At 75.0% G+C, this 14,421-nt stretch carries 14 protein-coding genes; 11 read left to right on the top strand and 3 right to left on the bottom strand.

Annotated features, from left to right (window positions below; genetic code table 11):
* Nucleotides 1-57: 57 nt before the first annotated feature.
* Genes U5M74_RS02805 through U5M74_RS02815 form a run of 3 tightly spaced genes read left to right on the top strand, consistent with a single transcriptional unit; the run spans nt 58 to nt 3,440 of the window.
* Nucleotides 58-1,026 (top strand): ATP-binding cassette domain-containing protein, encoded by a 969-nt coding sequence (locus U5M74_RS02805; protein ID WP_410905965.1) that lies wholly within the window; start codon nt 58-60, stop codon nt 1,024-1,026.
* A complete protein-coding gene (locus U5M74_RS02810) occupies nt 1,023-2,678 on the top strand; it encodes an ABC transporter permease (protein WP_410905967.1) in 1,656 nt (551 codons plus the stop codon). The genes U5M74_RS02805 and U5M74_RS02810 overlap by 4 nt, the downstream gene beginning before the upstream one ends.
* Before the next feature lie 18 nt (nt 2,679-2,696).
* Entirely contained in the window at nt 2,697-3,440 is a 744-nt protein-coding gene (locus tag U5M74_RS02815; RefSeq protein ID WP_410905969.1) for an SRPBCC family protein, read from the top strand.
* Here U5M74_RS02815 and U5M74_RS02820 read toward each other — a convergent pair.
* Complete coding sequence (locus U5M74_RS02820; protein ID WP_410905971.1) at nt 3,437-4,261, bottom strand: DUF6544 family protein; 825 nt, start codon at nt 4,259-4,261, stop codon at nt 3,437-3,439. The genes U5M74_RS02815 and U5M74_RS02820 overlap by 4 nt on opposite strands.
* A 150-nt stretch (nt 4,262-4,411) precedes the next feature.
* Here U5M74_RS02820 and U5M74_RS02825 point away from each other — a divergent pair, with 150 nt between their 5' ends.
* The 5 genes from U5M74_RS02825 to U5M74_RS02845 all read left to right on the top strand — a co-directional run bounded on the left by U5M74_RS02825 (nt 4,412) and on the right by U5M74_RS02845 (nt 9,565).
* Complete coding sequence (locus tag U5M74_RS02825; protein ID WP_410905973.1) at nt 4,412-4,816, top strand: hypothetical protein; 405 nt, start codon at nt 4,412-4,414, stop codon at nt 4,814-4,816.
* A gap of 5 nt (nt 4,817-4,821) precedes the next feature.
* Nucleotides 4,822-5,808, top strand: a complete 987-nt coding sequence (locus tag U5M74_RS02830; protein WP_410905975.1) for a hypothetical protein — start codon at nt 4,822-4,824, stop codon at nt 5,806-5,808.
* Between the two features lie 61 nt (nt 5,809-5,869).
* A complete protein-coding gene (locus U5M74_RS02835) occupies nt 5,870-6,652 on the top strand; it encodes an HAD family hydrolase (protein ID WP_410905977.1) in 783 nt (260 codons plus the stop codon).
* The gene (locus U5M74_RS02840) at nt 6,649-9,138 is read left to right on the top strand and encodes a glycoside hydrolase family 65 protein (protein WP_410905979.1); all 2,490 of its coding nucleotides are present in this window, start codon (nt 6,649-6,651) and stop codon (nt 9,136-9,138) included. The genes U5M74_RS02835 and U5M74_RS02840 overlap by 4 nt, the downstream gene beginning before the upstream one ends.
* A gap of 112 nt (nt 9,139-9,250) precedes the next feature.
* Complete coding sequence (locus U5M74_RS02845) at nt 9,251-9,565, top strand: 2TM domain-containing protein (RefSeq protein ID WP_410905981.1); 315 nt, start codon at nt 9,251-9,253, stop codon at nt 9,563-9,565.
* A 63-nt stretch (nt 9,566-9,628) separates the two neighbouring features.
* On the opposite strand, the gene U5M74_RS02850 is transcribed toward U5M74_RS02845, so the two are convergent.
* Nucleotides 9,629-10,402 (bottom strand): SDR family oxidoreductase, encoded by a 774-nt coding sequence (locus tag U5M74_RS02850; RefSeq protein WP_410905983.1) that lies wholly within the window; start codon nt 10,400-10,402, stop codon nt 9,629-9,631.
* A gap of 255 nt (nt 10,403-10,657) precedes the next feature.
* Between U5M74_RS02850 and U5M74_RS02855 the strand changes: the two genes are divergently transcribed.
* From U5M74_RS02855 to U5M74_RS02865, 3 genes are all read left to right on the top strand, one after another.
* The gene (locus U5M74_RS02855) at nt 10,658-11,530 is read left to right on the top strand and encodes a universal stress protein (RefSeq protein WP_410905984.1); all 873 of its coding nucleotides are present in this window, start codon (nt 10,658-10,660) and stop codon (nt 11,528-11,530) included.
* A 62-nt stretch (nt 11,531-11,592) separates the two neighbouring features.
* Nucleotides 11,593-11,859, top strand: coding sequence for a dsRBD fold-containing protein (locus U5M74_RS02860; protein WP_410905986.1), 267 nt, complete (start codon nt 11,593-11,595; stop codon nt 11,857-11,859).
* 110 nt (nt 11,860-11,969) lie between these two features.
* Entirely contained in the window at nt 11,970-13,715 is a 1,746-nt protein-coding gene (locus U5M74_RS02865; protein ID WP_410905988.1) for a GAF domain-containing sensor histidine kinase, read from the top strand.
* On the opposite strand, the gene U5M74_RS02870 is transcribed toward U5M74_RS02865, so the two are convergent.
* Nucleotides 13,712-14,416, bottom strand: coding sequence for a response regulator (locus U5M74_RS02870; protein ID WP_410905990.1), 705 nt, complete (start codon nt 14,414-14,416; stop codon nt 13,712-13,714). The genes U5M74_RS02865 and U5M74_RS02870 overlap by 4 nt on opposite strands.
* Nucleotides 14,417-14,421 lie beyond the last annotated feature (5 nt).

The raw sequence follows: 14,421 nt of genomic DNA on the forward strand, positions 1-14,421 counted from the left end.
CACCGTGGACTTGTGGACCGCGCGGCACTCCTGCCGCGACCGATCGGAGGTGCACCCGTGGTAGCCGTGACGGTGGAGGGGCTGCGCAAGACGTACGGCGACGTGGTCGCCGTCGACGACCTGTCGTTCGCGATCGAGCACGGCGAGGTGTTCGCGCTGCTCGGGCCCAACGGGGCCGGGAAGACCACGACGGTGGAGATTCTCGAGGGCCACCGCCGACGCACGGCCGGCCGGGTGGCGGTGCTCGGCCACGACCCGCAGGCCCGGAGTCGCGACCTGCGCGAACGGATCGGGATCGTGCTGCAGGACGCCGGCTTCGACGAGGACTTCACGGTCGCAGAGCTGGTGCGGCTCCACCGGAGCCTGTACCCGCGTCGGTTGGGCGCGGCGGCGGTCATCGAGCAGGTCGGGCTCGCCGAGAAGGCGGACGCGCGGGTCAAGACCCTCTCCGGCGGGCAGCGCCGGCGGCTCGACCTGGCCCTCGGCCTCGTCGGCGACCCGGACCTGCTGTTCCTCGACGAACCGACGACCGGGTTCGACCCGTCGGCCCGCCGCCGCGCCTGGGTGCTCGTCGAAGGCCTGCGGGCCATGGGCAAGACCGCGCTGCTCACCACGCACTACCTCGACGAGGCCGAGCACCTGGCCGACCGGGTGGCGGTGCTCGTGCACGGACGGCTCGTGGCCCTCGGCACGCCGGCCGAGCTCGCCGCACGGCACCGCAGCGCGGTGGTGTCCTTCCGACTGCCCGACGGCGCCGAAGCCGCCGACCTGCCCACGCTCGACGGGACGCTGACGCCCGAGGGCGCCGGCTGGCAGCTCCAGACGGCGCAACCGACGACGGTGCTGCACGCCCTGACCGGGTGGGCGCTGGCCCGAGACCTCGAGCTGCCGGCGCTCACCGTGCGCCGCCCCACGCTCGAGGACGTCTACCTCGCCCTCATCGGCGACGAGGCGGCCGCCGAGGAGGCGGTGGGCGTGCCCGTCGCGTCCTCCCCCGCATCCTCCGCGCCGCGGGGCCGGCGATGACCGGCCCGGCCACCGCGGTCCGCCCGACCCCGGCCGCGCTCGCCGGCGGACAGGTGCGGCACGCCGCGACGGAGTACTGGCGGGCCCGCGTGGTGCTGGTCTTCAGCCTGCTCGTGCCGCTCGTCTGGCTGGTGATGATCGGCGCGCTGGCAGGCAACGAGGTCGTCGACCCGGTCACCGGCCTGCGGGTCATGCAGTTCGCCACACCGATCGCGGTCACGATGGGCACGCTGTACGGGACCCTCCCCACCGTGGCGATCACCCTGGTGCAGGCGCGGGAGACCGGGGTGCTCAGGCACCTGCGCGGCACTCCGCTGCCCACCTGGGCCTACCTGCTCGGACGCGTAGTCGCGGCGAGCGCCTTCGCCCTGCTGGCGGTCGGCGCCGCGGTCGGCCTCGCGCTGGTCGCCTACGACGTGCAGGTGGTGTGGCGCACGGTCCCCGCCACGGTGGTCACCCTTCTGGCCGGCGTGCTGTGCTTCGTGACCCTTGGCCTCGGCCTGGCGACGGTGTGCCGGTCGACGACCGTGGCGCAGGGCGTCTCGATCGGCGGCGTCGTGGTGCTGTCGTTCGTCTCCGGCCTGTTCACCTTCGGCACCCCGTTGCCGGAGCCCGTCACCCGCGTGGCCGACGTGTTGCCGGTCAAGCCGCTCACGGAGGCGCTGCAGGACCAGTTCAACCCGCACCTGTCCGGCGCGGGATGGGATCTGCGGGCGCTCGGCATCCTGCTCGCCTGGACGGCGGTCGGGGCCGTGATCGCCGCGGCGGGACTGCGCGACCGGGAAGCGACCGCGTCGGGCGGACCGTCGCGGTCTGCAGCAGCGGAGGTCGCGTCCCGCGACCCCGAGAGAGCCGACCGCGTCGTGACCGCACCGGCCGTGCAGGCCGGGCCGCGCCCGCGCCCCGACGTCCTGGTGCGGGGTCAGGTCGGGGCAGCCGTGCGCGCCACGTGGCGCGACCCGGGTGCCGTCTTCTTCGCCGTGGTGCTGCCGGTCGGCCTGTACGCGCTCATCGCCAGCACGGCCGACGCCGGACCGGTGCCCAGCGGTGCACCGTTCCGGTTGCACCTGGCCGCCGGCATGATCACCTGGGGCGTCGCGGTGACGTCCTTCCTCAACATCCCCGAGGCGGTCGTCACTGCCCGCGACCGCGGCGTGCTCAAGCGCCTGCGCGGCACGCCGCTGCTGCCGGCGCACTACCTGGCCGGGCGTGTGGTGGCCGGCACGCTGCTCGCGCTCGCCATCGCCGCGGTCGTGCTGGCGCTGGGCGCCGCCGCCTTCGGGGCCCGGCCGTCCCCGGCGGGCCTCGGGGCGTCCGCGGCCGTGCTGATGCTCGGCAGCGTGACCCTGACCGCCTGCGGGTTCCTCCTGGCTGCGGTCGTGCGCAACGCCCGCACCTTCGGTGCGGTCGGCCTGGTGGCGCTGCTGCCGGTGGCCTTCGTCTCCGACGTGTTCGTCACGGGCGCCCCGGCGTGGATGAGTACGGTCGGGTCGTTCTTCCCGCTCAAGCACCTGCAGAACGCCCTGACGGAGCTCCTCGCCGGGGTGGGCGGCGCGGACACGTGGTGGCACGTCGCCGTCCTGGCTGCGTGGGCGCTGGGCGCCGGGGCGCTCGCGCTGCGGTTCTTCCGCTGGCAGTCGCCCGATCCGTGACCCGAGGAAGCGTGCACCATGGACCTCGCCGCAGCGGTCCGCTCCCCCGCCCTCGCGCGTGCCCGCGACGCCGCCGTCGTGATCGGCGAGTACGCCGCCGAGACGCTCTGGGCGGTGACGCACCCAGAGTGGCGCCGGTCGGGAGCGACGCGGCGGGAGGAGGCCGAGCCTCTCCCCGGCGACGGGCTCGTGCCCGAGCCGAACTGGGCCGCCACCCGCGCGCAGACCGTCCCGGCGCCGCCGGCGCAGACCTGGCCGTGGGTGGCCCAGATGGGCTACGGGCGCGGTGGCTGGTACGGCGACTTCCCGTGGTGGCGTGATCCTGCCGGCCACCGCGGGCCGCGCTCGGCGGCGGACCGCGTCGTACCCGGATTCCAGCGCGTTGCGGTGGGCGACGTGCTCCTCGACGGCCCCGGCTGCTCGGCCGAGGTCGGCGCCTGGTACGTCCGGGACGTCCGGCCCGGCCGCCACCTGGTGCTGTACAGCTCCCGCACCCTGTCGGGCCGTGAGCTGGCGTTCCTGCGCCGGCGGCCCCGTTCCTGGTTCGACTGCAGCTGGGCGTTCGTGCTGCACCCCGCGCCCGAGGGCGGCACGCGGCTCCTGGTTCGCACGCGTGTGCGCTACCACCCGGGCTGGGTGCTGCCGCTGCTGTCGGTGGTCCGGGCGGGAGACACGGTCATGCAGCGCGCGATGCTCGCGGGGCTCGCGCGCCGCGCCGCGCAAGAACCAGGGCCGACGGGCGATGGCGCGGTCGGCGGCTAGGGCCAGGTCGCCGGCGGCAGGTCCAGCTCCAGGCTGCGCAGGGCCATCTCGCCGTAGCGCAGCTCGCCGTCGGGCAGGTGCCACACCGCCGCTGCGCCGGTCGGGCGCGGCCAGCCGTCGACCGCCGTCCAGCCCGCCACCGGCGTGCTCCACGCGGCGCGCACCGGCCCGCCGGGCAGGTCAACCCAGCGGTCGGTGGATCGGAAGTCACGTGGGCGGCCGTCGTCGTCGACGAGCACCTCGGCGCTCACCGTCAGCCCCGCGTCGGTGACCGCGACGCGGAAGCCGTCGTCGCCCGCCGCGGCCCAGGCGGTGCGGGGGTGCAGCAGCATGCCGGGCGCGAGCAGCACGGCGTCGTTGAGCCAGGTGGTGAGCTCGCTGATGTCGAACGCGGGCCCGGCGCCGTCGGCGACGGTGACCAGGCCGAGGGCCTTGCCGACCATCCGCCCCGTCCCGGCGCGGTAGGTGTCCCAGCCCCACATCGGCACGACGCGGGCGACCGTCAGCCGCATCCGGAACAACCGCACCGGCTGGAGCCCGCAGCTGTACTGCCAGGCGTCCAGGGGCAGCCACGGCCGGCCGGGCCCACGGCGGAAGCGACCGGTGAAGTGGGCCCGCAGCGACCAGGGGCGCGGCCGGCCGAGGACCCCCATCGCCCGCAGGTACCGCGCCGCCACCGGCGGCAGCGGGTCGAGGTCCGCCTCGGTGACCGGGTCGCTCGTGGTCGGCCGGGCCGGTAGCCCGGCGGCGGCCACCCGCCGGCGGAAGACCCGCGGCGGGCGGTCGGCGGTCGTGGCAGGTTCGGCGACGGACGTGGCCATGACTGCTCCAGCGGTGCGGGCGGCAGGGTGTGACGCGACCAGCCTGCCGGGTCCGGTGCCCGCGGCCACGGGCCGGACGGCCCCGCCCCGGCGGGCCCTTCGGCTCTCTCCCGCGGCGCGCCCGGCCGCCAGGGTGGGTGGTGGGAGGCGATGACCATGTTCACCATCCGCAACCTCGGCGGCGTCGCCCTGCTGCTCGCGGGCAGCACCTGGCTGTGGACCACACCCGCGTTCGCCGGCCGCGGCGTGAGCACGTCGGGGGCGCTGTGGGCGGTCACCCGGGTGCTCAGCCTGCTCACCGTCGCGGCGTTCTGCGTGGCGACCTGGGGGCTGTTCGCGCGCCATGCCTGGTGGGAGCCGGTCGCGCTCGGCGCGGCGGGCCTCGGGCTGGCTGCCCTGGTGCCGTTCTTGTTCGCCGCGCGCGCGGGTGGCGAGGCTGCCGGCGCCGTGACCTGGAACGTCTTCGTCCACCTGCTGATGGTGGCCGGCGTGCTCGTGCTGCTGCTCGTGCCGCAGCTCGAGCAGTGGGTCGACCACCACGTGATGGGCGGGTGACGCCGATGCGCCGCGACACCACGACCTCCACCGCCCCCACCGCCTCGCGCGCCCGCGTCTCCTCGGGCCCCGCGGGGATCGTCGTCCCGTCGCGGGCGGTGGTGCTGCTGACGCTCGCGCTGGCGGTGGTGGCCGCGGCCGCCGCCGCCGTCGGGCTGTTCGCCTCCGGCGGGCCGGGCCCGCACGAGGTGGTCACGGCCCGCGGAGAGAGCGTTGACGTGTACGGGACAGGGCTGTACCGGCACGACTCGTGGCTGCTCGGGGTCGGCAACCGGGGCACCGACGCGGTCACGCTCTTCCTCGAGGTCCCCGCGCTGCTCGTGGCCCTGTCCGCCTACCGCCGCCGGTCGGTGCGCGGGACGGTGGTCCTGGTCGGCGTGCTGGGCTGGCTGCTCTACTACTACGCCTCGATGTCGCTGTACACGGCCTACCACCGGCTGTTCGGTCTCTCCGTGCTCGCCTTCGGCCTGGCCCTGTTCGCCGCGCCGCTCGCCCTGCGCAGCGTCGACCCGGCCCGCTTCGCCGCCGCCTTCCCCGACCGGCCCTCGCGGCGCGCCCTGGTCGGCTATCTCGGCGGCCTCGCCGCGGTGCTCACGGCGGCCTGGGCGCCTCCCCTGGTCGCCGCCGCGGTCACCGGCGCGGTGCCCGCACGCCTCGACGTGTACAGCACCGAGGTGACCTGGGCGCTGGACCTGGCGGTCGTCGCCCCGGCGGTCGCGGCCACCGGCTGGCTGCTGCACCGCGACGCACCGTCCGGACGCCTCGCAGCCACCGCGATGCTGGCCGTCAACGTCGCCCTGGGCACCGCGCTCGCCGCCCAGGGCGCCGCGCAGCTCGCCGCGGGCGTCCCCGTGCGCCCCGCCGAGGTCGTCGGGGCCATGGTGTCGTTCGCGGTGATGACGGTCGTGGCCGCGACCCTGCTCGTGCCGCTGCTGCGGCGCCTGCCCGCCGCGCCGCGCGAGCCGGACGCCCGCCCGTCGCGGACGGGTTGACGCCGCCCCGACGGCGCAGAAGGCTGAGCACGACGACGGCGTCCACCGGGAGGGGTCCACGATGACGGTCCTCCTGGCACCAAGGCGCCACCGGGCGGTGATCTTCGACCTCGACGGCGTCGTCACCGACACCGCCTCGGTGCACGCCGACGCGTGGCGGCAGCTCTTCGACGAGTTCCTGGCCGGGCGCGGGGGCCGGCCAGGCGAGGACCACCGCCCCTTCGGGCACGAGGAGTACCTGCGGCACGTGGACGGTCGCCCCCGGTACGACGGCGTCGACGCGTTCCTCCGCTCGCGCGGCGTCGCGCTGCCGTGGGGCGACCCCACGGACCCGCCCGGCCGCGAGACCGTGTGCGGCCTGGGCAACCGCAAGGACCGGTACTTCCGCGAGCGGCTCGCGCGGGACGGGGTCCGGGTGTTCGACGACGGTGTGGACCTGGTCCGCCGGACCCAGCAGCGCGGGCTCGGCACGGCCGTCATCTCGGCCAGCCGCAACTGTCGGCGGGTGCTGGCCGCCGCCGGCCTCGGCGCGCTGTTCCCCGTCCGGGTCGACGGCGAGGTCGCGGCCGCGCTGGGGCTGCCCGGCAAGCCCGACCCCGCCGTGCTGCTGGAGGCCGCGCGGCGCCTCGGGGTCGGCGCGGACGCCGCCGTCGTGGTGGAGGATGCCGAGGCGGGGGTGGAGGCCGGGCGGCGCGGCGGGTTCGCGCTCGTGATCGGCGTCGCCCGCGGCGGCGACGGCAGCGACCTGCGCGCGCACGGTGCCGACGTCGTGGTCGCCCGGCTCGATCAGGTGAGGGTGGACGGGGCCGACGCGCCGTCGCGCACCGGGGCGTCGCGGCCGTGAGCGCGGCGGAGGCGCGCGCCGCGCAGGACCAGGCCGCCGGGCCCGGTGCATCGGCGTCGGATGACGGCTGGGTGCTGCGCTACGTCGGCTACGACCCGGCGGACGAGGGCCGTCGGGAGGCGCTGTGCACGGTGGGCAACGGGTATCTCGCCACCCGCGGCGCCGCTGCCGAGTCCCGGGCCGACGGCGTGCACTACCCCGGGACCTATGTGGCGGGGCTCTACAACCGTCTTCAGGACCGGGTCGACGGCCGGGTCGTCGAGAACGAGAGCCTGGTCAACCTGCCGAACTGGCTGGCGACACGGTTTCGCATCGACGGCGGGCCGTGGCTCGACGCGGGCCACGCCGAGGTCGTCGAGCAGGCCCAGGAGCTCGACCTGCGGCGTGCGGTGCTCACCCGCCGCACGCGCCTGCGGGACGGCGAGGGCCGCACCACCACGGTTACTGAGCGCCGGCTGGTGAGCATGGACCAGCCGCACGTGTGCGCCCAGCAGCTGACCTACGTGCCCGAGGACTGGTCCGGCCGCCTCGAGGTCCGCTCTGTGCTCGACGGGGCCGTGAGGAACTCCCTCGTGGCGCGCTACCGGGCCCTCGACGGCCGCCACCTCGACCTGGTGCGGACCGCTGCCCCGGCGCCCGACACCGTGCTGCTCGAGATGGTGACGACGCGGTCGGCGATCCGCGTTGCGATGGCCGCCCGCACCGTCGTCCGGCGCGACGGCCGGCCGGTGGAGGTCGAGCGCCGGCTCGTCGACGACGGTCCGGTCGTCGGCCATCTCCTGGTCTTCGACGCGCAGGCGTCCGAGCCGGTGGTCCTGGAGAAGACGGTCACCGTGTTCACCGGCAGGGACCGCGCCATCGCCGAGCCTGCGCACGAGGCCGTCCGGTGGCTGCCGCGCGTCGGCGGGTTCGACGACCTGCTGGGCCGCCACGCCCTGGCCTGGGCCCACCTGTGGCAGCTGTTCTATCTCGACATGGAACGCGACGGGGGCCTCCTGCCGATCCTGCGCCTGCACCTGCTGCACCTGCTGCAGTCGGTCTCCCCAGCTTCGGTCGGCCTCGACGTCGGCGTCCCGGCCCGGGGCCTGCACGGCGAGGCCTACCGCGGACACATCTTCTGGGACGAGCTGTTCGTCCTGCCGGTCCTCAACCTGCGCCTGCCTGCGCTCACCCGCTCCTTGCTGCGGTACCGCCGTCGGCGCCTCCCTGAGGCGCGGGCCGCGGCCCAGGAGGCCGGCTTCTCGGGAGCGATGTTCCCCTGGCAGTCCGGCAGCAACGGCGAGGAGGAGAGCCAGCTGCTGCACCTCAACCCAGCCTCCGGCCGCTGGGTCCCCGACCCGACCCGCCGGCAGCGTCACGTGGGCCTCGCCGTCGCCTACAACGTCTGGCAGCACTACCAGGCGACCGGTGACCGGGAGTTCCTCGTTCATGAGGGGGCGGAGACGCTCCTGGAAGTCGCTCGGTTCTGGGGCAGCCTCGCTGCCTACGACGAGAGCCGCGGCCGCTACGTCGTGCGCGGGGTGATGGGGCCGGACGAGTTTCACTCCGGTTACCCCGGGGTCGAGCAGGTCGGCGTCGACAACAACGCCTACACCAACGTCATGGCCGCCTGGGTGCTCCAGCGGGCCCTCGACACCCTCCACCTGCTGCCGACCCTCAAACGCCACGAGCTCGAGGAACGGATGGGACTGCAGCGGGCCGAGCTCGCCCGGTGGCGCGACGTGGCCCAAGGACTGTTCGTCCCCTTCCACGACGGTGTCATCAGCCAGTTCGAGGGCTACGAGAAGCTGGAAGAGCTCGACTGGGCCGCCTACCGGGCGCGCTACGGCAACATCCAGCGCCTGGACCGAATCCTCGAGGCCGAGGGCGACTCCGTGAACCGCTACAAGGCCTCCAAGCAGGCCGACACCGTGATGCTCTTCTACCTGCTGTCGGCGGACGAGCTGCGCGAGGTGCTCGAGCACCTCGGCTACTGCCTTGAGCCGGAGCTGATCCCGCGGACGGTCCGCTACTACCTCGAGCGCAGCTCGCACGGGTCCACCCTCTCGGCCTTGGTGCACGCCTGGGTGCTCGCCCGGTCGGACCGCACCAGGGCGCTGGAGTTCCTCGACCAGACGCTGCGGGCGGACGTGGCCGACATCCAGGGCGGGACCACGCCGGAGGGCATCCACCTCGCGGCCATGGCCGGGAGCGTCGACCTGCTGCAGCGGTGCTTCTGCGGTCTGGAGACGCGCCAGGACCAGCTCGTCCTCGACCCCTACTGGCCCGAGTCGCTCGGCGTGATGGAGTTCGCCATCCGGTACCGCGAGCAGCCGATCCTCGTGCGGGTCCGCGGTGACCGCGCCGAGGTGGCCGCGGGCCCGGGGATGTGGCGACCGGTCCGCGTCTCGTGCCGCGGCGAGCTCGCCGAGCTCGCACCCGGCGCGCGCCTGGCCTTTCCGCTCGTCACCGCACCGTCGACGACGGCATCCCAGCGCGGCCTCTGACGGTCTCTCGGCACCGTGGCGTCGGGTCGAAGGTCCCTGCCGGCTCCCCCGGGTCCGTCACTAGCGTGGATCTTGAAGGAACACCTCGAACGCGGGCGAAGGAGGACCGACCATGGACCCGACCATGAACTTCCCGAGGGACCGGGCACCGGACCCGTCGACGCAGCCGGGCGCGGACGAGCTGCGCGTCCTCGCGGTGCAGCGGCTGCGTGCCAAGCGCGAGCTGGCCACGCATGCGGTGGCATATGTCCTGGTCAACTCGATGCTGGTCGTGATCTGGTTCATGACCGGCGCCAACTTCTTCTGGCCCGTCTTCCCGATCCTGGGCTGGGGCATCGGCCTCGTCTTCCACGCCTGGGACGTGCTGGCGCCCGGACCCTCGGAGGCGCGGATCCAGGCCGAGATGGACGCGCTGCGACGACGCTGAGACGCCGGTGGGTGACCAGCCGTGCTCACTACGGCCGACTGGTCACCAGCCGTGCTCGCCTGGTCACCAGCCGTGCTCGCCGCGGATGAGCACGTCCGAGCCACCATCGACGAACACGACCTGCCCGCACAGGTGCGAGTTCTCCTCGCTGACCATCCAGGCCAGCAGGCGCGCGGGCACCTCAGGCTGCATGAACCCGTTCAGCGGCATGGGGATCAGCGCGGACATCGCCGCCCGCTGCACCTCCGTGCCGAGCATGCCCGCCACCATCGGCGTCTCCACCACGCCGGGCGCGACCGCGTTCAGCGGGATCCCCGCGACGGCCCACCCCGTGTCGACGGCCACCCGACGCACCCAGCGGCACAGCGCCACCTTGCTGCTGGCGTAGATCAGGTCGCTCTGCTCCGCCGCGACGAGCTTGTCGGCGCGCTCGAGCGCCCCCGCCTCGTCGTACGCCAGGCACAGCTCTACCAGGTCACCGTCGTGCGGCAGGATCGCGGCCATCGACGCCGTGGCCACCGCCCGAGGGGCTCGCGACGCCTTGAGCAGCGGTCGCAGACCCTCGAGGGTGGCGACGGCGCCGAAGAAGTTGACCGCGATGGTGGGCGGCGCCGGGTGCGCCAGCCCGGCGTTGGCGACCACCGCGTCGATACGGCCGCCGGCCTGCGCCTGCACCTCATCGACGAGCTCGGCGCGGCCCTGCGGGGTGGCCAGGTCCACGACGACGTCGGCGTCGTGGCGGTCGACCCCGACCACACGGTGCCCCTGCTGCCGCAGCACCCCGGCGGTCGCCCGGCCGATCCCGGAGGCCGAACCGGTGACGACGACGGTGCGCATGGCAGGACTCCTGTCTCGTGCGGCCGCCTCGGTGCGTGCGGGGCAGGGCTCTCGCGGCGCCGGGTGGTGCTCTCACGCTACGAGCCCGGACCGCCGGGCACCCGAGCCGTAGGTCCCGCGTCCCGCCGGGCCTGGTGCCGCCGCGACCGGGACCGAAGTCCCTGTCGCGGACCGGCGGGGCGCGACACGCTGATGGGGCGGGTCCGCACAGGCAACGTGGCCGCGGCGGGTCCGACCAGGAACGAGGAGGTTGCCATGCACCAGGACGGACCAGTGGTCGTCGCGCTGGACGGGTCCCCGCACAGCGGCGGGACCCTCGACTGGGGCCTCGAGGAGGCCGAGCGTCGAGAGGCGGAGGTGCTTCTCGTCCGCGCCTACCAGGAGCCGCGGGAGTACGCCCCACAGTGGAGCTGGTACCCCACCACCGAGGAGATCCACTTCGACACCGAGGCCAAGGAGTACCTCGCGGACCAGCTCGAGCGGGCGACCGCCGAGCACCCGGACCTGCGGATCACCACCCAGGTGCTGCACGGTCCGGTCGTCCCCATGGTGCGGGGCGTGACCGAACGAGCCCGGCTGCTGGTCATCGGGGCGCGTGGCCACTACTCGGAACGTGGCGTCGGGCGCACGGCCGCGCACCTCGCGGCGCACGCCCGGTGTCCGGTCGCGGTCGTCCGCGGTCCCGTCGACGGCCGGCCCGTGGTCGTCGGCGTCGACGGGTCCGAGGCCTCGCTCGCCGCGGCCACGCTGGCTGCGGACGAGGCGGCGGCCCGGTCGGTCCCGCTCGTCGTGCTGCACGCCCGTCCGACGGTGCTGCCGCCCTACGCCCCGCTCGGCGTGCTGCCGCCGCTGGCCACCGCGAGCAAGAGCGACCCCACGCACCAGGCCGCCCGACGGGTCGTGACGGAGCTGATGGAGCACCACCCCAACCTGGAGGTCCGCCTGGAGCTCCTCGACGACGGACCGGTGCACGCCCTCGCCGAGGCTTCGAAGGACGCCGGGCTCGTCGTCGTCGGAGCACGCGGCATCGGCGCGTTCCGGGGGATGCTGATGGGCTCGGTGAGCGCCGAGCTGGTGCGCGAGGCCCACGGGACGGTGCTCGTCACCCACGGCGCCGCGGCCGAGTGACGTCCCGTTCTGCTCCACCCGCACGGAACGACCTGCACGGCACGACCCGCACGGAGGCGACCATGGCCCACACCTGGACCGTGACGATCCAGCTGTTCGACGCCGACGACATCGACCCCGAGGGCACCACGACGTCGGCCCATGCGCTGCTGCGCACCTCCAGCGGCACGTCGCTGGAGGGGCGCGGCACGTCACGGCGCAACCCCCACGACCCACCCGTCCGGGAGATCGGCGAGGAGCTGGCCGCGGCCCGGGCGCTGCGTCACCTCGCCGACCGGCTGCTGGAGGCGGCGTCCGACGACCTCGCCCCGCTGGAGCCGCCGCGCTGAGGGTGACGTCCGGCCGAGCGTGACATCGCCCGGAACAGGGCTCCCACCACGCGCGACGGAGGGTTAGCGTGGTCATGTCGGGAACCGGTCTGGGGACGAGGCGGTCGGACATGGCTCACGGCGAAGGTGAGCGCGACGAGGGCGTGCGCGACGAGAGTCACCTGCTCCCCCAGCTGCCGCTGGACGGCCTGCTGGACGACCTCGAGGCGCACATGCGCACGATCCGGGCGGCCCGCCGGAACGTCGACGTGCTGCTGGCGGCGATCGTCGACGTCGGCCGGGGCCTGGAGCTGCGCCCGGTGCTCGAGCGGATCGTCGCCGCCGCGGCGCACCTCGTCGACGCCCGCTACGCGGCGCTCGGGGTCATCGGCGAGGACGGAGACATCGCCGAGTTCATCACCGTCGGTCTCGACGAGGAGCAGATCCACGCCATCGGCCCGTTCCCGCACGGGCGCGGCATCCTCGGGGAGCTGATCGAGCACCCCACCCCGCTGCGGCTGCACGACCTGACCACCCACCCGGCCTCCTACGGCTTCCCCGCGCACCACCCGCCGATGCGCACCTTCCTCGGCGTCCCGGTGCGGGTGCGCGGCACGGTCTTCGGCAACCTGTACCTGACCGACAAGCGCGGCGGGGAGGACTTCTCCGCCGCCGACGAGCGGCTGCTGGAGGCGCTCGCCTCGGCGGTGGGCGTCGCGATCGAGAACGCCCGGCTGTTCGAGGACGCCCGGCGCAGCGCCCGCTGGCTGGCCGGCAGCGCGCAGATCTCCCGCGAGCTGCTGTCCGGGGCCGAGCCGGGCAAGGTGCTCGAGCTGTTCGTGCGGGAGGTGGCGGACGTCGCCGACGCCGACCTCGTGGCGATCGCGCTGCCCGCGGCCGACGGCGAGCGGCTGGTCGTCGAGGCCGCGGTCGGCCAGGACGTCGTGGGCACGACCGTGCCGCTGACCGGGACCTTCTCCGCCGAGGTCTACGCCTCGGGCTTCCCCCTCGTGACCGCCGACGCCCGCACCGACGAGCGCGCGACGCTGATCGTCGACCCCGCCGGGGAGATTGGTCCCGCCGCGCTGCTGCCGCTGGGCGAGCCCGGCCGCACCCGGGGCGTGCTGGCGGTGGGCCGCAGCGCCGGCCGCGCCGTGATCCCCAGCACGGTGGTCGACGCCCTCGCGGCGTACGCGAACCAGGCGGCGGTGGCGCTGGAGCTGGCCGAGCGGCGGCGCGACGCCGAGCGGCTCGCCGTCCTGCGCGACCGCGACCGCATCGCCCGCGACCTGCACGACCTGGCGATCCAGCGGCTGTTCGCCACCGGGCTGTCGCTGCAGGGCCTGCTGCACCGGATGGACGACGAGGAGTGCCGGGAGCGCGTCGACGCCGCCGTCGTGAGCATCGACGAGACGATCGCACTGATCCGCACCCAGATCCTCGGGCTGCAGGCACCGCGCCGCTCCGCCCCGGCCACGGGGGCGCGCGCCCGCGCCATCGCCGAGGTCGACCACGCCGGGCAGGTGCTGGGCTTCCCGCCGTCCCTGCGCTTCTCCGGGCCCGTGGACGCCGCGGTCCCGCCCGGCCTCGTCGACCACCTCGTCGCCGTGCTGCGCGAGGCGCTGTCGAACGTGGCGCGGCACGCCGGGGCGACCGCCGTCGACGTCGACGTGCGCGTGGACGACCGGCTGCTGGTGCGGGTGCGCGACGACGGCGTCGGCCTGCCGCCCGGCGGGCGGCGCAGCGGCCTGGCCAACCTCGCCCACCGCGCCGCGGAGCTCGACGGGACGCTCGAGCTCGCGCCCGGACCGCGGGCCGGCACGGTGCTGGAGTGGGCGGTGCCGCTCCCGCCGGTCCCAGGTCGTGGCACGTCCTAGGTGTACTTCTCGTACGCGGGGCGGTCGACGCCGTCGTCGCCGTCGCGCTCGAGGCGCACCGCCAGCACGGCGGCCTCGACGCGGCCGTGCAGGCCGAGCTTGGCGAGCAGGCTCGAGACGTAGTTCTTCACCGTCTTCTCCGCCAGCCCCATCCGCGTGGCGATCTGCCGGTTCGTGAGCCCCTCGCCGACGAGCTCGAGGATGCGGCGCTCCTGGTCCGTGAGCATCGTCCGCGGGTCCTCTCGCGGCGTCTGCGGGCGGCGCATCCGCGCCATGACTCGCGCGGCGGCCTGCGCGTCGAGCATGGACCCGCCCGCCGCCACGGTGCGCACCGCCTCCACCAGGTCCGAGCCCCGGACCTGCTTGAGCACGAAGCCGGCCGCGCCGGCCATGATCGCGTCGAACAGCGCCTCGTCGTCCGCGACCGACGTCAGCATCAGGCAGGCGGGCGGGTCGTCCCGCGAGCGCAGCTCGCGGCACAGGGTCACGCCGTCGCCGTCCGGCAGGCGCACGTCGAGCACGACGACGTCGGGCGCCGCCGCCGGCACGCGCGCGAGGGTCTCGCGCACGTCGGAGGCCTCCCCCACGACCTCCAGGTCCTCGTGCGCCGCGAGCAGCTCGGCCACGCCGCGGCGCACGACCTCGTGGTCGTCGACCAAGAACACCCGCACCGGCATGCGGCCGTTGGCAGTGCTCGACATGCTGA

Source organism: Puerhibacterium sp. TATVAM-FAB25 (assembly GCF_046535855.1).
Classification (GTDB): domain Bacteria; phylum Actinomycetota; class Actinomycetes; order Actinomycetales; family Cellulomonadaceae; genus Puerhibacterium; species Puerhibacterium variabilis_A.